This window comes from Sphingobacterium nematocida (assembly GCF_900168125.1).
Classification (GTDB): domain Bacteria; phylum Bacteroidota; class Bacteroidia; order Sphingobacteriales; family Sphingobacteriaceae; genus Sphingobacterium; species Sphingobacterium nematocida.
This window is the reverse complement of sequence record NZ_FUZF01000007.1, coordinates 44,979-67,238: the sequence shown is the minus strand read 5'-3', so window position 1 is coordinate 67,238 and position 22,260 is coordinate 44,979. Positions and strand designations below refer to the sequence as shown.

Below are 22,260 nucleotides of genomic sequence, written 5' to 3'. Positions count from 1 at the left end.
AGGAACATCTGTCCCTAACACTATTATTAGTAATGGTATATCAGTTATAGTTACTCTTTATCTCTTTCGTGAGGGAGAAAGAGGAATCTATTTGATTTATGCATTTTTTGAAAAGTAAAAATTTAAAGATGAATAGATTCTGGAGTTTAATTATTGCAGGTTTAATAATATTTCCTGCGCTTTCTTATGCACAGGGAGATAGCCTTCTTGTTAGCGGGATATTAAAACAAGGTTCCGCCGATCAGATTCAAAAAGTTTGGTTTTCATTTACGGACCATAATGGACAGGATTTTCGGGCATCCGCAAATGTAATGTCTGGGTCGTTTCAGCTTACTGTTCCTAAACAGGCTTTAGTTGTTGACGGAATGTTGAGATTTACAGGTTCAGATCCAATGAATGGGGCTATGTATAGGCCTTTAAATATTTTTATTCACAAAGATGATATCAAGATTACAGGGCAGCAAGATGAGTTAGAATTAGCTGAGGTATCTGGAGGAGGGGAAAATAATGATTACAATATCCTTCGGCAATCTACCGCAGACTTTTCGCGTAAGATTACAGCTTTATATGAGCCAATAAAAAAAGGAGAAATAAAGAGCGATACGGAAGAAGGGAAGATCTTAATGAAACAGCTTAGTGAGTTTCATAGACAAGAAGGAGCATTACAAAAGAAATTTGTTCTTTCCCATCCTCACTCCTATGTTAGCTTATTCTTATTGTATAGGCTTAAAAACCTTTACACGACGGATAATTATGCTAAAGCGTTTGCTGCGATAGATCATCGTTATCATAACACAAAAATGGGTAAAGAAATCCAAAGCAACATACAGCGGGAGATTGTTACCACCAAAGGCACAGCCGCCCAGACCTTTGCAAGGACGACCGCTACAGGAAAGCCGTTTAAATTAGATGATTTAAGAGGAAAAGTTTTTCTGATTGACTTTTGGGGAAGCTGGTGTGGTCCTTGTCGTGCCGGTATGCCGCATCTTTTAGAACTGCATGAGAAGTACAAAGACAAAGGCTTTGAAATCGTAGGCGTAGCGCAAGAGCGAGGCAAAACCCTGGATGAAGCAAGTGCAACCTGGAAGAAAGCGATAGATGAATTAGGGATACATTGGGTGAATGTTTTAAACAATGAGAATAAGGAGCAGTTTGACGTTGTTAAATCCTATGGTATCACAGGTTTTCCGACCAAGATATTGGTCGATGCCGAAGGCAAGGTCATTTTGAGAATCACAGCTTCAGCAACAGATGATATTGATGTCGCTCTTAAGCATATATACGGTTACTAAAACAGAGGATTCTATGCAGAGCAGAAAGAAAAGTAAGTTAATTATACTGGTATCAGCAGCGCTGTTGTTTGGTATTAGTACTGTACAGGCACAGTTAAAGGATCAGTCGTTATTTGAAATAGCGATGAATAAATCCTTGCAAAGCAAAGATACCTCAGGTCTCTCTAGATATCTGGCTGATGAGTTTGCAGTAGCGGGACATACGGCAGAAGGGGCTAAATTCCGATTGGATCAAGTGATCAAAAACTATGGTGCTACGTCAGTACAGGTTTTGGGCGAGGGAAAGACCGATAAAGGAATACTTTACAAGGTCGAATTTACCGAAAAGGATGGAAAGAAAGCGGTGTCTCAAGCGTTGGTAAATACGAAAGGACAACTATTGTACGTCACTCAGTTTGATCTGTTATATGGGTTGAAGCGCGAGATACAATCACGTCTGGTTGCACGGATCCCTTTCGAAAATCATAATGGCTCCATCGTTTTGAAAGTAAAGATCAATGGATTTGAAAGACCGTTAAATCTTTTGTTTGACACCGGAGCTGACGGTATGGCCTTGAGCCAAACGTTGGCCGATGAGATCGGATTAAAAGTAACCCGCGAAAATAATGCTTCTGTAGTCGGCGGAAACAAAACAATACAAGTTTCAGATAATAATACGGTATTGCTGGATACCCTTTCTCTTAAAGAAATGGGGATTGCGATTTTTCCGGAGATGGGCAGAGATAATGCCGAAGGCATTATTGGTAATGCACTCATCCGTCGCTACATTACCCACATCGATTACGATAACAATATGCTTTCCTTATACAGTTTTGGACCATATAGATATGAAGGTAAAGGACATACTGTGCAGGTCGGCATGCCATCTGGAATTATGATGCTACCTGGGGAGCTTGAGATAGTACAGGGAAAAAAATATGCAGGAAACTTTGTTTTTGATACAGGTGCATCTTATGACCTGATATGTTTTAGACCATTTGTTCGGCAGAATAAGCTATTGGTCTCCGGCTTTAAACCCGAAGTACAGGCAGCTACCGTAAGCATGGGAATCTCTTCTCCGACTTTCATGGGCAAGAGTTTCGGCTTCAACATTACGGGGTTAAACCCGATGTCGGGACTTCCTGTCACATTAATGGGCGGATCATCCAATAATGAAAACTGGAATCCGGGTGCTGATGGATCTATCGGCGTACGTTTACTAGGCCGATACAATATGACAATCAATCTGGCCGAAGGAGAAGTTTTTTTCAGCCCGAATAAACTGCATAGCATGCCACAGGACTTTGTGCTAAAAAACTATCAGTTGGGTTGGGACAATGACGGCAAATTAGTGGTATTGGGCACTGCGGGCTTCGGAGAGGCCAAGGTACAACTCGCTAAAGGAGCTGAGATTAAAAGCTTAGGGAATTATGCCGCCGATAAGCTGGGTAAAAAGCCGGAACTTATCACTGAAATACAGCAAAAGGCTATCGCTGGTGAAGAAATTGCGGTTGAAATCGAAGGTGGAAACATAACGAACTTATAAACTTATTTAGATAAATCCATAATGAAGAAGATATCAAGTCTCTTGCTTATGCTTTGCATAGGAATAGTAAGCGTTTACGCGCAGAAAGACCAATCTTTTAAAGGTTCTTTTGAAGATTGTAAAGCGCTGGCACAAAAGGAAAACAAGCTAATCCTGATCGATATGTATTTTGTCGGTTGTATGCCCTGTGCCGAGATGGACAAGCGCGTATTGCCCGATCCTTCCGTTCAGCAGGAGATCCAACAAAATTACATCTTGTACAAAACCGATGTCATGAAAGAATTGGATGGCAAAAAGTTGGCACGGAAATATGGAGCTTCTGGCTTTCCTACCTACGTCATTTTGAATAAAGAGGGGAAGGCTATTTTGACAGAATCTGGATTTTTTGGCGTAAACAGATTCGTTCCTTTATTACAAAAGGCTGTACAGTTGGAAGCAGCTAAAGACTATTTAGCGTTCGATACAAATTTGGATAGAGAATACCCAGCAGCTTATAGTGAGCGCTTTATCAAAACAGGCGTAAATCATCCTTTTTCAGAATTGGAGGGTTATTTAGATCAACAGAAAGATTTATTCAACGAGCAAGCCTTTTTAGCCAACTCGGTAACCAATTTTCCGAAGTATAATCTTTGGGCATACAATAATCTTCCGAAGCTAATCGAGCTATATGGCGGAAGTCTACTGATGAATAAAATAAATAATGTAGCTAAAGCGAAAAGTAAGCAATATGGAGCAGCACAACAATTAGATAGTCTGGAGGCTTTGATTTCTTACATTCGTCCGGTGTATAATGACAAGTTATGGCCAGTTTTCCTGCCTCATTTTGTGGCAGACTATTACAGTTCCTCCAAAGATGCCAAGACGTATTTAGCTTTAATAGATAAGCATACTCTTTATCCCAAGTGGGAAGAACGTAGCAATGCTTTAGGTCAAGTCATCATCGACCAAAAGAGTAACAAAGCTCTACTTAAAGCATTATTGGCGGAGTATGAGGATCAGAACAGCAAGGGGCCACTAGATTTTACAGATCAATATAAGCTCACGTTATTGTATACGTATTTGGGAGATTTTAAGAAAGCAGATAAGGCGGTTGAGCAATTTTTAACCGGTGATTTTACGAATCCCTATTATAAGATCAAAAAGGAGGAAGCCTTAGCTATGCAGGCTGCAATCAAGAGAAAAGACGCAGGTGGTTTTGAGGCGAAGGATTTGAAGCGAACTTTAGGTTTTTCAATGGACTAGTTGAATAGCAGCAATAAAAATTAATAATAAACACGAATTATAATGATTAAAAAGACAATTTTACTGTGCACAGCGGTGCTCGGTTTGCTCGTTGCACAGGCACAGCAGGCTAGTAATATCAATGGTTCTTTTGAGAGCACACCTTATAAAAAAGTTAGCTTGTTTAAGGTGTACAACGGAAGATTGATCGAGATAGCAACATCTACTCCTGATGGACAGGGGCGTTTTGCCTTTCGTTTTACGCCAGAGTACGAGGGCCTGTATTCTGTTGGTACAGGCAATGCATTGAATCAAACGGATTTAAACCGTTTTTACTTTAAAGGAGGAGAAGAGGTCAACTATAAAGTGAAAAAGGCAGGGTATGATCTCGTTGGCAAAAATAGCAAAGAGAACGAAGCGCTTTATGCTTGGGATAAGCAGGCACAAACTTTTAAAGAAAAAGGAACTACCCCAGGGGGAATGAGTACCTATGTAGATTTTTTTCCCGAAGTGGAGGCTTTCAAAAGTAAAATTCCTGCTATCGGTAAATCTGTGAAAACAGGCAATCCAAAGTTTGATTCACTTTTCCCGACATTGATTGACTATGATTTTGCATATTATGCCACGTCGTATTTAAACATGCCTCGTACGGCACATCCAAGCAAAGAAGAGATGAGTGAGTTTTACACCACATTTCAAGCAGATCGTTATCTTACAAAGCAATTATTAGATATGCCTTACGGAGATCGTTTTTTAACGGGCTTAGTATACAGAAAGGTCGATCTATCCAGCAGGCCTACTTTCGAGCAGCAGGTAGCAGCTATTCCGGAAGATGTACTGAAAGGACAATTTGTGGTGGGGAGGTTAGAGAGTTCGCGCTCGTACAATGATTTTCAGGAAATGAATTCCGCATTTAACAAATATTTTACGTTAGAAGAGCAAAAGCAACGTGCAGCTGCCGTGGAAGCCAAGCTCGTAGAGACAAAAACAGGCGTTCCCGCTTTTAAGTTTGCCTATCCAGATATTACCGGAAAGAAAGTGGCTTTGGACGATTTAAAAGGAAAGTTGGTATTGGTTGATCTATGGGCGACCTGGTGCGGACCATGCCGTGCAGAAGAACCACACTGGGAAAGGTTAAATGAGGAGTATAAAGATAAACCTGTTGCATTTGTCGGCGTATCTGTAGATCAAGATAAGCCCAAGTGGGAAGAATATGTGAAGACAAAACATATGAAAGGTCTTCAGATCCATGCAGGCACAAATAATGAACTATCCAATGCCTATAAAGTCACAGGTATCCCACGGTATATTTTAATAGATAAAGCAGGAAATCTGATCACAGCAGATAGCCCACGTCCATCTGATCCAAAGCTGAAATCGTTATTGGACGAGTGGTTGAAAAAATAAAGACTATAAATCTGAACTCGATTGTTATTTTGCTGAATATCATTATTTATTGATGGGTTTTATCGCTATGTTGGAGCTGGCTATCTATTTCGCTACGCTTCAATCGGGGCGAAGAGATAGTTCCAAATCCGTCATTTTTTTGTGTATAGAGAGGCTGTCGAAAGACAGCCTCTCTTTTTTCTAAATCATGTATCAGTATGATTACAGTGTTTTTGGTAGAAAAAAAATTAAAAAGTACTACCTTTATTCATCTGTAACGATGGCAAAGAAGATTTACATACTATTATTTGTTGTTATAGCCCTTCTCATGGGGCCTCAATCGGCTATGGCAATACGTGTCGAAGCTGCTAAAGTATGTTGTAAAAAAGTGTCATCTGAAAAGTCTTGCTGTAAAGAGAAAAAAAAGGAAGCTACCAAAACACATAAATGTAAGGCCGGCTGTAAAAGTTGTTCCTGTGTATCTTATTCGTTAGACGTGAAGACACCATTGGCCGCCAGCGTGGCTGATAATGGTACTTTTTTAAATTTTTCGGAAAAAAAGCAAAAATATTTTTACCTAGAAATATTTCACTCCAATGATGCGCGAGCTATTTGGCTTCCGCCTAAAATAAGCTAAAAATTCCTTCCTGACAGCCCATGGTCTGTCTTTTTCAAAATACCTTTTTCAGGTAAACATTCATTGTATAAGATACTTGTTGTAAAGAATCCAGGTTGTAAATAAACTGAATTCTCATACTGATGGTGTATAATAGCAATATTATATGTCCGAGCTCGTATCAACAGTGCGAATAAAATACAAATTATGCTCATATGAAAGCAATACATATACTCGGAGTGGTAATGATCCTTTTACTGGCTGTTACCGGCTCTTATGCGCAGCTAAAGATTGGAGATACGCTTCCTGATATTACATTACAAAATGACAAAAATAGCAGTGTAGAACTCCATTCCTTTAAAGGAAAGACCATTTTGGTCGACTTTTGGGCATCTTGGTGCTTGCCCTGCCGCAAAGCTAATAAGCATCTTGTAAAACTGTACGATAAGTACAAAGACAAAAACTTTGAAATTGTAGGGATTTCTATCGATACCGACAGCGCAAAATGGCTCAAAGCTATCCAGCAAGACCGATTAAAACATCAACAATTGATCGATCCCAAAGGATTTGATGCCCCATCAGCCCTACTTTTTGGTGTCGATGCTTTACCGGCGGCTTATTTGTTTGACAGCTTCGGCAAGCTTATCGCAATCAATCCCACAGAAGAACAAATTATTTCACAAATAAAAAAATAACATAACGATGGAAACGATCACAATAAAATCATTTATAGCAGCTTTTGCATTAATATTCACTAGTGTTGCAGGTTATTCACAGATTTCAAAAGTAGACATCATGGCTACAGGACTTACCTGTTCGATGTGCTCCAATGCGATCAATAAACAATTAAAATCCCTGTCACAGATATCCGATGTGGCTACAGATCTGAATACCAATACTTTTACGATTTCTTTCAATGCTAATCAAGCCGTAAGTCCCAAGGTGTTAAAGGATGCTGTTGAAAAAGCCGGCTTCTTTGTTGGCTCCATGGTTTTGACACTATCGCCAGAGGCTACTGCTGCGCAGCAAGTTACTGTAGGAGACGACTCTTTGGTGTTTATTGAAGACAAGAAAGCTGGCTCAAACCAGTACAGAGTCGTAGATAAAGGTTTCGTAAAACAGAAGGAATATAAGAAGCTATCAAAAACCTATGCAAAGCATGGTAGCTATTCATCAGAAAACGATAAGGTATACCATATAGTAGCATTATAGTATGAGGTATATAATCCTAATTTTTTTCGTATGCAGCTCTATAGGTGCATACGCACAGGAATTATTTGTAGTCACAGAACCTGCCAGCAATGTGCCGGCAGGCTCTCTTAGTGTGCGTGTAGGACAGTCTTTGATGAAGAGTGACCTTGATAACGATTATATGTATGCCCTTTCTCCGGAAGTAACCTGGGGTATCAATAAGAATCTCATGGTTCGGGCTTCTAGCTACTTTGATAATTCCGGAAGTCGACTTGATTTAGCCGGAGCCAGTGCTTATGCCAAGTACCGGTTTTATTCTGTAGATGATTTACAGAGTCATTTCAGGATGGCGGCTTTTGGAAGGTATAGTTGGAATAAAACACCGATTAGACAGGAGGCGATTGATCTTATGGGAAAGAATTCTGGTTTCGAAGTTGGATTGGTTGCTACCCAACTGATCAAAAAAGTCGCCCTCAGTACCAATGTAAGCTACGCGCGGGCCTTAGACAATGATGGCAACAATTTCCCGGAGCTACAGGGCCAAGATGCGGTAAACTACACTTTTTCCGTCGGAAGGTTGATGTATCCCAACCGCTATACGAGCTACAAACAGACCAATATCAATGCCATGCTCGAACTGGTAGGGCAGACGATTACCAAAAATGGAAGGTCGTACATGGACGTTGTACCAGCGGTACAGTTTATCATCAATAGCCAGGCACGTATTGATCTTGCTTATCAAAAGCAATTATATGGTTCGGTACATCGTCCGGTAAAAGATGGGGTATTTCTAAAGCTGGAGTATACTTTCTTCAACGTCACGAAATAAGAACGCTTTTGAAGAAGGTTATTACAGATAGTATGCGGGGTTAAACTGGTGTTATACCCATATGCTTAGGCCGGTTTATTAAACCGGCCTAAGCTGTTTTTGGTGCTTATGTATTCGACTGGTTAATAGTTGTCCTTGCCTGGGGTATTTGATTTTGGCAGGAATATTGTTCGTTCCATGCTTAAGAAATTCAATAGAGTATTAACCTCAAAAAAAGTAGTAATGAACAAGAATCTATTATCATTAGCTTTAGTCGCATCATTGTTTTTTACAGCATGTAATTCCCGTACAGGTAGCAATCAAGGGGAGCCTGCAGTTAACACGGATTCCATAGAGACGACAAAAACAGTAGAGCAACCTAAACTAACCCATGAGGCATTAGAAGGAAGCTGGGTCTTAAGTGCTATGACGACACCTTCTGCTGGAGGCAAGACCGTAGCTGAGCTGTTTAAGGACAAAGCGCCTACTTTAACGTTCAATACCAAAGAAAAGAAAGTAGAAGGCAATAATGGCTGTAATGGCATTGGAGGGACTTACGAGAGTAACGAAGGAAGCTCCATCAAGATCGGAGATAAATTGGTAGGTACGATGATGCACTGTGAAGGAGTTGCTTATAATGAATTCATGCAAGCCTTAGAAACAGTCTCCAAATTTGATATTCAAAACAATGAGCTTTTCTTTATTTCAGGAGATATTATCGTACTGAAATTTAGCAAAAAATAGCAACAACCATAAGGCAATAGACGCCGATGTGGTATTTATAAAGTAGAAGCGCGTTCGATAATCCTATCGAACGCGCTTCTTAAGTATAGCCAGCAACAAAAGCTAAAGAGGTAGCGATCGTGCCACTTTTCCCTTCATGGACCGCACTTCACTTCTATTTTTTACATCCAATTTAACATATAGCCGGCTCACATGAAATTTTACCGTATTGATGGATATATAGAGCTGATCGGCTATATCCTGGTTTGAATCCCCATTCCAGATACAGGCCAGTACTTCCGTTTCCCTTTCAGTCAGCTCATACTGATCGGCGATGTCATCGGTAAAGCTCCTGATAAGGATTGAAGATGTATTCACATTATTTGGCGGTGGTTCACTTGCTTCAAAATCTTGTTTTGAGGATATTGCGTGCTCTTCGAGGAGAGTCAGGTGTTTTCTTAGATCAGCTCGGTATTGTTCATTTTCTTTCTGCAAGGCACGTACTTTAAATATCAAGGCAAAACTAACACCAATAATTTCGAGAATACTCGTCAAGCGAAATACGTTCATATCAAAAAATGAAAGAAAGGGAGAGTCAAGGTATTTCTGAAGCGTATATGCCACACCAACAAGCAGCATCAACCCATAAAATAAAATCAGAAATCGGGCATAGACATCTTTTTTAAACATCCGTACAGCGTGGTATACACAAATACTAGGAAATAGGTAAAAGAATACACTGGCCAGATTGCGAAAAACCTGAATTTCTGTTAGTGTAAATAAAGCTACACAGGCAATCGTAAATCCAATCAGCCACAGCGCCATTTTTTTAAAATAAGGAATCTGTTGTTTCAGGCCTAAGAAATAATAGGTGAATATACCCGATAAGATAGCGCAGGCAGCAATGTTCCAAACTAAAAAGTGGGGGAAGTCCCAGCGCCCATCCGAGAAGTAGTAGTACATCCCATCCTGATAAAAAAAAATGGAAAGCAGACTGAGTTGGAATAAGGCATAGATTACAAAGCGCCGATCATAGAACACAAAATAAAGGACGATATTGAATATGATCACCATGAGAGAAAGCCCGTAATATAGCCCGTTTTGTATCAGGCTGGTTGATTCCATGTGGGAGAATTGTCCGGTCTCGTTCACGATAATATCCAATCTGCTGACCGGATGTTTCTTTATGTTTAGGTAGTACAGTGTGCTGTCAGTTCTGAAATAATAGGTGAGATACCGATTTTTGATCACTCTATTATTGAGATTCGTATTCTTCTGGATAGGGGTTAGCAATCCATTTTTGTAGGCATACATCTCAAAATCCGGAATATGGATAGTCGGAATTTGTAGGACTGCAAAGGTACGGATCAGCTCCTTCGGAAGCTCTCCTTTTATCCAAGAGTCGCCCGTCTCATCCTTAGCGACAGACAAGAGGGGATGGTTATTTAAAGCCTCAAATTTTAATTTCGAAAGATCAGGTACGGTTGCCGATGCAGCGTGATAAGAAAATAAAACTAGAAAAATAAAGAATGAAAAGGCAAAGTACCTGCCCAAATAGCATGTAGAGGAGCATCTTTTTTGGTTTATTAACCAATTGGCCATAGCTAGATCGTATTGAGGTAGTTATCGAAATAATTGCAGTTCAAAATTAATCTATTTTGTCGAAAAATATGATAAACTATCCGAAAAGTATAGGTGTTTTTTTTCAAACTACCCTTAGGTTTGTCTCCAGATGTCCGAAAAGGCGACTAACTTATGAAATGCAAACCGGTTGGCTTATATAGCAGGCAAACCAAGATATAATCTGAAAATGAAGATATACCCATCAAAGAGGATAATGCGTTTATGCGCACCTTTATTTCTACTGTTTTTTAGTTTCGCCGCGATGGCGCAGCGTCCATTTATTACCAAATGGAAAACCAATAGCTCGGGAGAGAAAATTACAATTCCGATAAATTCAGGTTTAACAGGTTATAATTATAGCGTAAACTGGGGAGATGGGACTTCTTCTGCAGGACAGACTGCTTCTGCTGAACATACTTATACAAATGCGGGGACCTATACGGTGTCCATTAGCGGAAACTTTCCAGCTATCCAACTCCAAAGTGAGGGAAGTGTGGTAAAGGATAAACTGGTGAGTATTGAGCAATGGGGGGATATCCAGTGGAAGTCTATGGAGGCGGCTTTTTCGGGGGCACGCAATATGGTGCTGAATGCAACAGATAAGCCAAACTTAAGCACGGTTTCTTCGCTCGAAAGAATGTTTTTTGGCGCTAAAGCATTTAATAGCGACCTCAGTTCCTGGGATGTTTCGGGTATCACCAACATGAGCCATATGTTTTACGACGCTTTCGGTTTCAATGGTAATATTGACAATTGGAACGTGTCCAATGTAACCAATATGCAGGGGATGTTCTGGAATGCGTCAGCCTTCAACCGGAATATTGGTGGATGGAATGTGGCCAAGGTACAAGATATGTCCTTTATGTTCTATCAAGCGATCGTCTTTAATCAGGATCTGAGCAGTTGGAATGTATCTCAAGTGACCACGATGAACAGCATGTTTTTCATTGCCCTTGCTTTTGACCAATCGTTAGGTACATGGAATGTTTCGAGTGTGACCGATATGGAAGGGATGTTACCTTCGACGGGTCTCTCTTCAGCGAACTACGGCGCGACATTGATTGGTTGGGCATCACAGCCAGTGCGGACAAATGTGAAGCTAACCGCGACGGGACAAACGTATTGTGCCGGTTCAGCAGCAGCTACAGCACGGCAACAATTGGTTGATAAGGGATGGGTCATAAACGATGCTGGGGCCGTCGCTTGTAATGGTGGAGGGGGGATTACTCCCGGCGATCCGGGCAATTTCATCACGACCTGGAGAACAGATAATCCGGGCGTTTCCAATATTAATCAAATTTTGATTCCTGCAAGTGGGAACAGCTTTAACGTGTATTGGCAGGATGTGTCTAACGCCTCTGTAAATGGTACAATCACTGGGGTATCGGGAAATGTAACCATTACCTTTCCAAGTGTAGGTACCTATAAAGTAGAAATCTCAGGTGACTTTCGGCAAATCCAATTCGATATTGGCGACACTGATGCTCGCAAGCTAGTTGCGTTGAATCAATGGGGCGCTATTCAATGGACGAGTATGAATAATGCGTTTAATAATGCTTCAGAGATGCAGTATTTGGCGACCGACAATCCAAACCTCACTAATGTGACTGATATGGCCTATATGTTCGGCGGCGCAACGATTTTCAATGGAGTAATCAATAGTTGGGATGTATCCAACGTGACGAATATGAAGAGCATGTTCAACGGAGCAGCATCTTTCAATCAGGATCTATCCGGCTGGGATGTATCCAATGTGACTGATATGAGCTTGATGTTTAATTCTGCAAAAGCATTTAATCAAAATATTGGGAATTGGAATGTCTCAAGCGTGACCAATATGGATGGTATGTTTCTTTTTGCAACAGTATTTAATCGGAATATCAGCGCTTGGGATGTTTCGAATGTTAGGACTATGGATCACATGTTTCAACGAGCTATCTCATTTAATCAACCTATCGGTGCTTGGGACGTGTCTAATGTAACTTCAATGCAGTGGATGTTTGAAGATGCGACCTCATTCAATCAAGATATTACAGCTTGGAACGTCTCAAATGTTAACGGCATGAGAGCAATGTTTTATAAGGCAACCTCGTTCAATCAAGATATTAGCGATTGGAATGTGTCCAATGTGACCATGATGTGGAATATGTTCAATACGGCTTCTTCGTTTAATCAAGATTTGGGGAGCTGGGATATTTCTAAAGTGACGGATATGCGAGATTTCTTAAGCAATTCCGGACTTTCTACAACCAATTACGATGCAACACTAATTGGCTGGGCCAACCAAACCAATGTGCCGCAAAATATATCATTGGGCGCAGTAGGATTAAAATATTGCCAGGGTAAAACAGCTCGACAATCGCTTATAAATACCAAGCTTTGGACTATCACCGATGCGGGAGAAGGATGTGTGGTGTTGAATAACCCACCTGTCGCGAATGATGATCAGGTGAGCGTAACGGAAGATATGCCCGCCACAGGGAACGTACTGACTAACGACTCGGATCCAGAAGGAAACGCATTGACAGCATCTTTAGTGATAGCTCCGGTCAATGGGACGGTGGTCTTGAATGCCGATGGTAGCTTTGCTTATACGCCAAACAGCAATTATAGTGGATTGGACAGTTTAAGGTATCAGGTATGTGATAATGGTACACCTTCGCTTTGCGATACGGCATGGGTACATTTTACTGTGGCAGCGGTCAATGATGCTCCGACCTTAGCTGGACTGCCTGCTGTGGTTACCGTCAGAGAAGATGCTACCGAGGATCCATTTGACATCTCCTCTGCCAATATTCAGGATACTGATGCCGGATCTGGAGAACTGACGTTGACCTTAGAGGCCACCGGTGGAATATTCGATATTGCTACGGGGACAGGTATTACTGTAACAGGTCATTTAACACCTCGGCTAACTCTCAAAGGTAATCTGACAAACCTAAATCATTATATACATAGCCCTAGTAACATCTATTTCCGACCTAATCCCAATCTCAGCGGTAATAACGTAGCCTCTGTGAAGGTTTTTATTAATGATAACGGCAACACTGGAGCTGGCGGTGGGACGGATATCTTCATTGCAACAGTGAAAATTAACATTACACCTGTAAACGATGCCCCAGTTGCGGTTGATGATGAGGTGAATGTAACTGAAAATACCCCAGCGACAGGTAATGTCTTAACAAATGACTCGGATATTGACGGCAATGCGTTGACGGCATCTTTAATCGCAGCACCGATCAACGGGACAGTGGTTTTGAATGCCAATGGTAGCTTTACCTATACGCCCAATAATAACTATAGTGGCATGGATAGTTTGTTCTATCAGGTCTGTGATAATGGTGTACCTTCGCTATGTGATACGGCCAAAGTACGTTTTACGGTCTTAGCCGTAAATAAGGCTCCTATAGACATTCAACTTAGCAACAGTACGGTTGCACAGAGCGTCGGAATAAATGGGGTCGTAGGTACGCTCAGTACGGTGGATCCCGATATTCAAGATACCCATACGTATACTTTAGTGGCAATCGGAGTTGATAATGCAAAGTTTAATATATTCAACAATAATGGTAGTTGGGTATTAAGGGCGAATAATTCGGGAATTATGTCTCCGCAGGCTTATACTATCCGGATTCGCACGACGGATAACAATAACAAGTTTTTCGAAAAAGATTTTACGATTACTGTCGTAGATGATATTGCTCCTGTTGTTACCTCTGTAGCAGTGCCTGCTAATGGCTACTATCGGGAAGGGGATCCATTGGAATTCGCTGTGAATTTCAGTGAAGGCGTAATGGTGGGTGGAACGCCGTATATCCCCATAACGATCGGTTCGACAGTCAGGATGGCGCAGTATAGCACAGGGTTGGGTACGAATCAACTTGTTTTTAGCTATACCGTTCAAGCTGGAGAAGTAGATATGGATGGTGTTGCACTAGGCTCCGCTATCAATCTAAATGGCGGTACTATCCGAGATGCTGCTCAGAATAATGCGGTACTTGCGTTACAATCGATAGCACCGACCAATAATGTATTGGTCAATGCGGTTCGTCCAACAGTAACCCTATCGACCGCGATGACTTTGGTTAATGCACCATTCTCGGTAACAGCAACCTTTAGTGAGGCGGTGACTGGATTTTCCCTTACTGACATTACTGCAAGTAATGCTACAATCAGTAATCTGCAAACAGCGAATAATATCACTTATTCGTTCTTAGTGACGCCAACAGCTGGCGGTCTCGTGCAGCTTTCATTACCGGAGAATATTGCGGTGAATATAGCTGCCAACGGAAATACAGCTTCCAATGTCTTGAATGTACAATATAATAAAATGATCACCGGTATTTCCTTAGAAGATGCGACATTTGTTTATAACGGCACAGCGCGGTCACTTGCTGTCACAGGAACACTGTCAACGGGTACTACAGTCAGTTATCAGAACAATGGCCGTACAGATGTGGGTACACAGGAAGTTACGGCTACGGTGAGCGGTGCAAACTACCAAGACCTGGTGCTCAAAGCCAATCTAACGATCAGCAAAGCGGAGATCAGTGGCGTTTCGCTAGCCAATGGTACATATGTTTATAGTGGAACAGCACGTTCATTGGTCATTACGGGTACGCTACCGTCGGGAACTACCGTCAGCTATCAGAACAATAGCCGTACAGATGTGGGTACACAGGAAGTTACGGCTACGGTGAGCGGTGCAAACTACCAAGACTTGGTACTCAAAGCCAACCTAACGATTAGCAAAGCGGAGGTCAGTGGCGTTTTGCTGACTAATGGTACATATGTCTATAACGGTACAGCGCGGTCACTTGCTATCACAGGTACACTGCCAACAGGTACTACAGTCAGTTATCAAAATAATAGCCGTACGGATGTCGGTACGCAGGAAGTTACGGCTACAGTGAACGGAGCAAACTACCAAGACCTCGTACTTAAAGCCAACCTAACGATCAGCAAAGCGGAGATTCAGAATATTACGTTAGCCGATGGTAGTTTTGTCTATGACGGTACTGCTAAATCTTTATTGATAACAGGTACATTGCCACAAGGCGCATCCGTGAGTTATACGAATAATGGAAAGACCGATGCGGGTATATACACCGTTACCGCAAATATAAATGGGGGTACCAACTATAACAATACAGCCCTTTCGGCAAAATTGACCATCCAGAAAGCCAACTTAAACCATTTGACGCTGCGCGATGCCCAATACGTTTATGATGGTAGTCCCAAATCATTACAGGTGGCAGGAGCTATTCCGAACGGACTAACGGTTATCTATGGAAATAATGCAAAAACGAATGCGGGCATTTATGAAGTAACGGCAATTATAGAGCCTTCGATCAATTATGAAGGGATTTCACTTGCGGCGCGATTAGAAATTAAGAAAGCTGCGCAGACCATTACATTCAACGCACCAGGGGTACTAGGCCGTGATGCAGGAGAGGTTCCTTTGGACGTCGCCGCAAGTAGTGGGTTGCCGATACGTCTTACTGTAGATGAACCTCTGATTGCTACCGTATCCGGAGTTAATCTGCAGGTACATCGATTGGGTACCGTGACCGTCACCGCTATGCAGGAAGGAGATGCAAACCATGAACCGGCTGAAACCGTTTCCCTGAAAATCCGTATAGCTGCTGCAGCCGATGCCAAGCTACCCGTACGGGTACATAAGGCTGTATCTCCCAACGGAGACGGTATCAACGAATTCTTGATGATCGAGGGAATAGGAGATTTCTCCGAAAACAAGGTAACGATCTTTGATAAGTCAGGCCGTGTGCTCCAAGAGATCGAAGGATATGATAATAGAGACCGGGTGTTTACAGGAGAGTATCACCGCGATGGAACCTACTATTATTATATCGACGTGAATGATGGCGGGCAGTGGAAGAGAGAAAAAGGATTTTTTGTTGTCAAGCGCACCGTGAACTAAAAATAGAATATAAATGAGAAAACTACCTATAATTATAGCGATAAGCATACTATTCCTCATGCCGTTTTATAGTATTGCACAGCACGGAGTGAGCTACAATCAATTTGGACAATTACGCAATACCTTTAACAATTCATTGAGCAGGATGGACGAACAGGGGAGTTTCTCCATCCTGGGCCGTACCCAATGGGTTGGCGTAGATGGAGCTCCCAAATCTATCTGGGCCAATGGCAGCGTGGGCCTGCAGCGGATAGGCGCATCTGTGGGTATGGATTTTAAGCATGCTGCACTTGGTGTAGTCAAAGAGAGTGAGATCAGTGCTTACTTTGCCAAGTCAATACCACTTTCCGAGACCGAATACCTCAGTCTTTCGATGGGAGGCGGTCTATTGCATTTTCAGGGAAATTATAACCAGGTGGATCCCGAAGATCCAGCTTTTCGTGAGGATATTACCGAGACAGCAGGAATCTTGAGCATCAGTACATCCTATTATCGCAAAGACCGCTATTACGTAGGTATATCCATGCCCCGTTTTTCATTGAATAGGAAGGAAGAAACAGATTACGAATTCCGCAACGTCTATTACATTACCGCCGGTGCGCTTATTCCGCTCGATAATGCTTTCCATTTACGACCCTCTTTACTGGTCAGCCATATGGACAATCAGGATCCACGATACGATTTAAGTGTACTGGTTTTTATGGCAAAAAAGCTAGGCTTGGGTATGGGGGTACAAAATCAAGGAGACCTTTCCGCATTGATGCAGGTTAATTTCGGGAATTTTGGAATCGGGTATAGCTACCAGTTTAGTCCAAAAAGCCAAACCTTGAATCAACGTATATCGAATAATACCCATGAGGTCGGATTTCGCTACAGAATCGGAGGTATAGGCTTGCTGTAGTGTTTCGGTAGGTTATATTTAAGCCATCTGTTTGCCAGATGGCTTTTTTTGTGCACACTCTATTTTCTATCGATTAAAAAAAAAATGTAAAGTTTGTTTTACATTATGTATGGAGTTTCTTACATTTGATTCGTTAATTATAAAACAATCATAAACTAAATTATTTTCTTATGAAAAGAGTCCCTTTATTGTCCCACTATTTCCGATGGATCGGTTTGGCTTTAATCTTTTGTTTTATTGTTCTTTCTTTAATCAACTTATTAGTTGAGAAACAGTGGATAGTTATTTCTGTCAACTCGTTTGGTGGGACGTCATCCGTTTTAGATTATTCGTTCCCGATGTTTGCGTTGGTATCGCAGGCTGGATATTTTAAGATAATTGAAACAGATATGAACCTTACGCTCAATTTGCTCTCTATTCAGGTGGGATTGACTTTCATTGCTTTTTCAAGAAATAAAATAGAGGATGAGATGATCAATTCCATACGTTTGTACTCTTGGTCCTGGGCTGTAATTAGTTCCGTTGTTTTCATGATCTTGGCCACACTTTTTGTTTATGATGGATATTATTTAGTAATTAGTTTTCATTACCTCACTATTTTATTGTTGATTTACAACCTTATCTTTCATACGAGTATTTATAAGTTGAATAGGAGGGCATCACGTGAAGAATAATATAAAGATTAACAGATTGATTAAAGGGTATTCGCAAGATCAGTTGGCCCAGTTGGTGGATGTTAGCCGCCAGACCATTAATGCATTGGAAGCGGGTAAATATGTGCCATCCACAGTCTTGTCCTTAAAGATCAGCCGGGTCCTGGAAAAGAATATTGAAGAGCTATTTGAATTAGAAGATACGGATTAAAAGGTGAAGGATAATTTTGGCGTTGATAAAAATGTAGTTTGTCCGCTTAGGAGGATACGTTTTTTAGTACAATTAGGTTGATTATGATTAATTTTGATTCTACTAAAACGATTAATTATGAATTTGTACCAACGATGGCTTTTTGTAGTTCTTACGGTGGCTTTTTTGCCAACTCAGGTATTAAGCCAACATAATTTTGCGATTATTCCAAAGCCCAGTTCCTTAGATTTGAAATCGGGAAGTTATTATTTTTCTGCTATAGAAGAAGTTAGAGTTAGTCCTGAGTTTAAAGACGCAGCTTCTTTACTAACCGAGCACCCCGCTATCAAAGAGCTTTCAATAAAGCTTTTGCCACGTAAATCTGCATCTGGTGGAATAGTTATTACCAAAGCTACTTCCAAGGATAATCTTGCTAAAGATGCTTACTCTCTATCCATTCGTCCTTCAGGTATTACAGTAAAAGCCTGGAGTCGGGAACATATTATTTCGGCTATATACACGTTGGTACAGCTTGGTTATTTGCAGCATGACGCAAGTCAGATCGGCTCTATTGATATTATTGATCAGCCTCGTTTTTCATACCGAGGTTTGCATTTAGATGTTTCGCGACATTTTATGCCAGTCAGCTTTATCAAGAAATATATTGATTTGATGGCATTATATAAGTTCAATAATCTACATTGGCATATCACAGACGGAGCAGGTTGGCGTCTCGAAATCAAAAAATACCCTGAGTTGACAGAAAAAGCAGCATGGCGCACCCATAGCAATTGGAAAGATTGGTGGAATAATGGTCGTCAGTATGTTGATCGGGGTATGCCCAATGCGAGCGGTGGCTTCTACACACAAAATGAAGCTCGTGAGCTTGTGGCATATGCTGCAAAGAGAGGTATTAATATCATTCCTGAAATTGAAATGCCTGCACATTCCGAAGAGGTGTTGGCGGTTTATCCACATCTTTCTTGTTCGGGCAAACCCTATACGCAGGCTGAGTTTTGTATAGGTAATCCGGAGACTTTTGTGTTTTTAAAGAATGTACTCGATGAAGTACTACAAATATTCCCTTCAGAATATATACATATTGGTGGAGACGAAGCCGATAAGAAGCACTGGAAAGCTTGTCCTAAAGATCAGGCTTTGATGCAGCGAGAGGGGCTCAAATCTGTGGATGAGCTGCAGAGTTATGCAATTAAACAGATGGATCTTTTTCTACAATCAAAAGGACGCAAATTAATCGGCTGGGACGAAATTCTTGATGGCGGGCTTACCGCCGGGGCTACGGTGATGAGCTGGCGAGGCGAAGAAGGGGGGATAGAAGCTGCAAATGCAGGTCACGATGTGATTATGACCCCGGGGTCACATTTGTATTTTGATTCCTATCAGACAGATCCCCGCACACAGCCTGAGGCTATCGGAGGGTATCTGCCTTTAGAAAAGGTATACAGCTATAACCCAGTCCCAGAGGCGATATCTTCGGATAAGAAGCATCATATCATTGGGGCGCAGGCCAATATTTGGGCCGAATATGTACCCACCACAGAGCACGTGGAGTATATGGTTTTCCCGAGAGCGCTTGCATTATCAGAAGTCAATTGGACAGCTACAAAAGATAAGGATTGGACAGATTTTCATGCTCGCATGCAGAAGCATTACAAAGTGCTTCAAGATTTGCATGTCAACTATTACCGTCCTTCTTATAATGTAACATATACCAATATCTATGATTCCGTAAGAAGGGAAAATACGATTAACTTAGCTACCGAGCAGGTCGATCCGCACAATATCCGTTTTACAGTAGATGGTACTAGCCCACAATTCAATTCGCCTCGCTATTCAGGACCTTTTGTCTTAAACAAGAGCGCCCGTATATCGGCACAGTATTTTCTGGACTCTATCGCTATTGGACCAGTGTTGATTGTGGATACCGATATCCATAAAGCGATAGGCAAGCCTGTCACTTATAATAGTAAGTGGGATGGTTATGCTGCTCAAAAGGAGCGTAGTATGACCAACGGCATACAAGGAGGTCTTACCTATCATGACGGGCAATGGCAAGGATTTACGCGGCCCATAGATTTGGTTGTTGATTTGCAGGAAATACAAGATGTAAATCGTGTTGCGATGAATTTTATGCAGATGATAGGTCCAGGCGTCTATATGCCAGGTGAACTTGAGGTGCTTTTATCAGAAGATGGAAAGAAATTCAGGTCAGTGGGCAAGGTTTTAAATGATATATCTGATCAAGAGTCCAAGCTTACATTCAAGCGTTTTGAGTTAAAGCTAAATAGTCAGCAACGGGCGCGATATATACAAGTTAAAGCTTCTAATCCAAAGCGAGGTTATCTATTTACAGACGAGATCATTGTATATTAAAATTTATTTTTATCAAGGAGGAGGGATAATATCAGGTAAATACTGATATTATTCTCCCTGATAAAGGCAAGACCTTTGGTGATATAGTTTTCTACTGTTCGCTTAGAGATCTGGAGCTCTTCCGCGATCTGCTCATTACTTTTATGCTCAAAGCGACTCATGATAAATACTTTCCTGCACTGTGGAGGCATTTGATCGACCAGTCGTTCAATCTGTTCCATTATTTCTTTGGCTTCCACATATTTGTGTGGGGTTATTAAGTTGATGTCGTGCAGAAAACTGCTTAGGTGCAGTATGTATTTATTCCTAACACGTTCCGATCTGAAATAATTTAAAACCTGATACTTGGTGAGGTGAAATAGGAAGCCGTAGATGGAAGTATCTACCTGATCTATTTTTTTCCAAAAGTCTACAAAAACATCCTGTAGAATATCTTCACTATGTTTCTTATCGCCAATTTTGGAATATATATAGTAAAGTAGTTTTTCAGCATATTCATCATAAGCTCTTTCAAACCCTCTGGTAGGATTGCTTCGCAGTGCAGACAGCAAATCCCTTTCTTTTTTTGCTTCCCAGTTGTTGCTCGCTTTCACTTAAAAAAAATGTTATTTACTGTGTGTGTACTTGTTTAGATAAGTTACTATATGACAAAGTTACTGATAACAACCACATTTAAAAATGCAAAAGGACTATTTTGACGAATTAATTCGTCGTTATAAAGAAAATAAACTTACTCAAGGAGAACGGCAGGTCCTTGACGAATGGTTGGATAGTATTCAGTATCCCTATTCCGAATCTACCTGGACTTCTGCTGAAAAATCGAAACTTAAAAAGGGAATACTGTCGGATATTAAGGTCAAAACTGTAACTCCTTTATGGAATAGAGTAGCTGTCGCAGCTTCCCTAATAGCGTTACTTGGTATGGGCTATTTATTTTATAATAATCATCAGTCTAGCCCAAATGAGCCCATCGTAGCAAAAGTAGACAGCATTAAACCAGGAGAAGATAAAGGGATATTGTACCGCGAAGGAGGAGAAGAAGTTCTATTGAATACCTTAAAAGCTGATTCGGTCTATCAGTTTGATCAGTTGCTGGTTGAACGTATTTCTGATAATCAGATTAAAGTCAGGGCTATGGACCATGCAAGTGGTACCCTACAGCATATACATGCGCCGAAGGGAGGAAACTTCATGGTGCAGTTGGAGGACGGCTCTGCATTGACCTTAAATGCTAACTCCAGCGTTTCATTCCCTGCTAGATTTAGTGATTCAGAAAGAAGAGTCAGTGCAATAGGCGAGGTGTTTTTTGAGGTCAAGAAAGATAGGCATAAACGGCCATTTATTGTATCGTTAGGCAGTACGTCAATTAAAGTGTTAGGCACCAAGTTTAATGTAAATTATAAAGAGGGTGAGGGACTTCGGACAGCCCTATTTGAAGGAGCTGTGTTGGTCTCTAATCCTAAGTTTGAGGTTTATCTTAAGCCAGGAAAGGAGCTTCTAGCAGATCAGTCCGGTAATTATTCTGTTAAGAGTTTTGTAAACGAGCAGGTCGGAGCCTGGAAAGAGGGGTACTTCTCTTTGGACAATAAAAATATAGCGGAAATTATGGACGAGGTAGGCAATTGGTATAATGTAGATATAGATTATGCAGATGCAAATCTAGCGGTGCGTTATCAAGGTAATATATCTAAATTTTCAGATATACATACCGTATTGGACATTCTTTCATTAGCTAAAGGAAATACATTCGAAGTAAAAGGAAGGAGGGTTATGGTAAAGTAGTACAATAACCGATA

17 protein-coding genes are annotated in these 22,260 nt (G+C 41.2%); 15 read left to right on the top strand and 2 right to left on the bottom strand.

The genetic code is table 11. From position 1 onward, the window contains the following. The first annotated feature begins 128 nt into the window (after positions 1 to 128). The 9 genes from B5X76_RS09545 (at position 129) to B5X76_RS09505 (ending at position 8,783) form a co-directional block, all read left to right on the top strand. Positions 129 to 1,292, top strand: a complete 1,164-nt coding sequence (locus B5X76_RS09545) for a TlpA family protein disulfide reductase (protein WP_176141035.1) — start codon at positions 129 to 131, stop codon at positions 1,290 to 1,292. 13 nt (positions 1,293 to 1,305) lie between these two features. After that, positions 1,306 to 2,817, top strand: coding sequence for a retropepsin-like aspartic protease (locus B5X76_RS09540; RefSeq protein ID WP_176141034.1), 1,512 nt, complete (start codon positions 1,306 to 1,308; stop codon positions 2,815 to 2,817). A 21-nt stretch (positions 2,818 to 2,838) separates the two neighbouring features. After that, positions 2,839 to 4,059, top strand: coding sequence for a thioredoxin family protein (locus B5X76_RS09535; RefSeq protein ID WP_079642882.1), 1,221 nt, complete (start codon positions 2,839 to 2,841; stop codon positions 4,057 to 4,059). 42 nt (positions 4,060 to 4,101) lie between these two features. Then, on the top strand, positions 4,102 to 5,445 hold the full coding sequence (locus B5X76_RS09530) for a TlpA family protein disulfide reductase (RefSeq protein ID WP_079642881.1): 1,344 nt from the start codon (positions 4,102 to 4,104) through the stop codon (positions 5,443 to 5,445). A gap of 187 nt (positions 5,446 to 5,632) precedes the next feature. After that, positions 5,633 to 6,061: a hypothetical protein gene (locus B5X76_RS09525; RefSeq protein WP_079642880.1), complete on the top strand. Its 429-nt coding sequence runs from the start codon at positions 5,633 to 5,635 to the stop codon at positions 6,059 to 6,061. 194 nt (positions 6,062 to 6,255) lie between these two features. After that, positions 6,256 to 6,735 carry a TlpA family protein disulfide reductase gene (locus B5X76_RS09520; RefSeq protein ID WP_079642879.1) on the top strand — a complete coding sequence of 160 codons (480 nt, stop codon included), beginning with the start codon at positions 6,256 to 6,258 and terminating at the stop codon, positions 6,733 to 6,735. A 7-nt stretch (positions 6,736 to 6,742) separates the two neighbouring features. Beyond that, entirely contained in the window at positions 6,743 to 7,252 is a 510-nt protein-coding gene (locus tag B5X76_RS09515; protein ID WP_079642878.1) for a heavy-metal-associated domain-containing protein, read from the top strand. 1 nt (position 7,253) lies between these two features. After that, on the top strand, positions 7,254 to 8,060 hold the full coding sequence (locus B5X76_RS09510) for a hypothetical protein (RefSeq protein ID WP_079642877.1): 807 nt from the start codon (positions 7,254 to 7,256) through the stop codon (positions 8,058 to 8,060). Between the two features lie 222 nt (positions 8,061 to 8,282). Then, positions 8,283 to 8,783 carry an META domain-containing protein gene (locus tag B5X76_RS09505; RefSeq protein ID WP_079642982.1) on the top strand — a complete coding sequence of 167 codons (501 nt, stop codon included), beginning with the start codon at positions 8,283 to 8,285 and terminating at the stop codon, positions 8,781 to 8,783. Between the two features lie 102 nt (positions 8,784 to 8,885). Here B5X76_RS09505 and B5X76_RS22155 read toward each other — a convergent pair whose 3' ends face one another. Beyond that, positions 8,886 to 10,193, bottom strand: a complete 1,308-nt coding sequence (locus tag B5X76_RS22155) for a LuxR C-terminal-related transcriptional regulator (protein ID WP_217699644.1) — start codon at positions 10,191 to 10,193, stop codon at positions 8,886 to 8,888. Positions 10,194 to 10,572: 379 nt separating this feature from the next. On the opposite strand from B5X76_RS22155, the gene B5X76_RS09495 reads away from it, so the two are divergent. The 5 genes from B5X76_RS09495 (at position 10,573) to B5X76_RS09475 (ending at position 20,464) form a co-directional block, all read left to right on the top strand. Next, positions 10,573 to 16,326, top strand: a complete 5,754-nt coding sequence (locus B5X76_RS09495) for a BspA family leucine-rich repeat surface protein (RefSeq protein ID WP_079642875.1) — start codon at positions 10,573 to 10,575, stop codon at positions 16,324 to 16,326. A 13-nt stretch (positions 16,327 to 16,339) separates the two neighbouring features. Continuing rightward, positions 16,340 to 17,227 carry a PorP/SprF family type IX secretion system membrane protein gene (locus B5X76_RS09490; protein ID WP_079642874.1) on the top strand — a complete coding sequence of 296 codons (888 nt, stop codon included), beginning with the start codon at positions 16,340 to 16,342 and terminating at the stop codon, positions 17,225 to 17,227. A gap of 170 nt (positions 17,228 to 17,397) precedes the next feature. Further along, the gene (locus B5X76_RS09485; protein ID WP_139375264.1) at positions 17,398 to 17,901 is read left to right on the top strand and encodes a hypothetical protein; all 504 of its coding nucleotides are present in this window, start codon (positions 17,398 to 17,400) and stop codon (positions 17,899 to 17,901) included. After that, on the top strand, positions 17,891 to 18,091 hold the full coding sequence (locus tag B5X76_RS09480) for a helix-turn-helix transcriptional regulator (RefSeq protein WP_079642872.1): 201 nt from the start codon (positions 17,891 to 17,893) through the stop codon (positions 18,089 to 18,091). Before B5X76_RS09485 ends, B5X76_RS09480 begins: the two co-directional genes overlap by 11 nt. A gap of 117 nt (positions 18,092 to 18,208) precedes the next feature. After that, a complete protein-coding gene (locus B5X76_RS09475) occupies positions 18,209 to 20,464 on the top strand; it encodes a beta-N-acetylhexosaminidase (RefSeq protein WP_079642871.1) in 2,256 nt (751 codons plus the stop codon). On the opposite strand, the gene B5X76_RS09470 is transcribed toward B5X76_RS09475, so the two are convergent. Next, positions 20,461 to 21,057: an RNA polymerase sigma-70 factor gene (locus B5X76_RS09470; RefSeq protein WP_079642870.1), complete on the bottom strand. Its 597-nt coding sequence runs from the start codon at positions 21,055 to 21,057 to the stop codon at positions 20,461 to 20,463. The genes B5X76_RS09475 and B5X76_RS09470 overlap by 4 nt on opposite strands. An 85-nt stretch (positions 21,058 to 21,142) precedes the next feature. Here B5X76_RS09470 and B5X76_RS09465 point away from each other — a divergent pair, with 85 nt between their 5' ends. Beyond that, positions 21,143 to 22,246, top strand: coding sequence for a FecR family protein (locus B5X76_RS09465; protein WP_079642869.1), 1,104 nt, complete (start codon positions 21,143 to 21,145; stop codon positions 22,244 to 22,246). Positions 22,247 to 22,260 lie beyond the last annotated feature (14 nt).

What these genes read in the sequence shown, in the direction of transcription:
- B5X76_RS09545 (WP_176141035.1), top strand. Translation starts at nt 129, where the DNA reads ATGAATAGATTCTGGAGTTTAATTATTGCAGGTTTAATAATATTTCCT.
- B5X76_RS09540 (WP_176141034.1), top strand. Translation starts at nt 1,306, where the DNA reads ATGCAGAGCAGAAAGAAAAGTAAGTTAATTATACTGGTATCAGCAGCG.
- B5X76_RS09535 (WP_079642882.1), top strand. Translation starts at nt 2,839, where the DNA reads ATGAAGAAGATATCAAGTCTCTTGCTTATGCTTTGCATAGGAATAGTA.
- B5X76_RS09530 (WP_079642881.1), top strand. Translation starts at nt 4,102, where the DNA reads ATGATTAAAAAGACAATTTTACTGTGCACAGCGGTGCTCGGTTTGCTC.
- B5X76_RS09525 (WP_079642880.1), top strand. Translation starts at nt 5,633, where the DNA reads ATGTATCAGTATGATTACAGTGTTTTTGGTAGAAAAAAAATTAAAAAG.
- B5X76_RS09520 (WP_079642879.1), top strand. Translation starts at nt 6,256, where the DNA reads ATGAAAGCAATACATATACTCGGAGTGGTAATGATCCTTTTACTGGCT.
- B5X76_RS09515 (WP_079642878.1), top strand. Translation starts at nt 6,743, where the DNA reads ATGGAAACGATCACAATAAAATCATTTATAGCAGCTTTTGCATTAATA.
- B5X76_RS09510 (WP_079642877.1), top strand. Translation starts at nt 7,254, where the DNA reads ATGAGGTATATAATCCTAATTTTTTTCGTATGCAGCTCTATAGGTGCA.
- B5X76_RS09505 (WP_079642982.1), top strand. Translation starts at nt 8,283, where the DNA reads ATGAACAAGAATCTATTATCATTAGCTTTAGTCGCATCATTGTTTTTT.
- B5X76_RS09495 (WP_079642875.1), top strand. Translation starts at nt 10,573, where the DNA reads ATGAAGATATACCCATCAAAGAGGATAATGCGTTTATGCGCACCTTTA.
- B5X76_RS09490 (WP_079642874.1), top strand. Translation starts at nt 16,340, where the DNA reads ATGAGAAAACTACCTATAATTATAGCGATAAGCATACTATTCCTCATG.
- B5X76_RS09485 (WP_139375264.1), top strand. Translation starts at nt 17,398, where the DNA reads ATGAAAAGAGTCCCTTTATTGTCCCACTATTTCCGATGGATCGGTTTG.
- B5X76_RS09475 (WP_079642871.1), top strand. Translation starts at nt 18,209, where the DNA reads ATGAATTTGTACCAACGATGGCTTTTTGTAGTTCTTACGGTGGCTTTT.
- B5X76_RS09465 (WP_079642869.1), top strand. Translation starts at nt 21,143, where the DNA reads ATGCAAAAGGACTATTTTGACGAATTAATTCGTCGTTATAAAGAAAAT.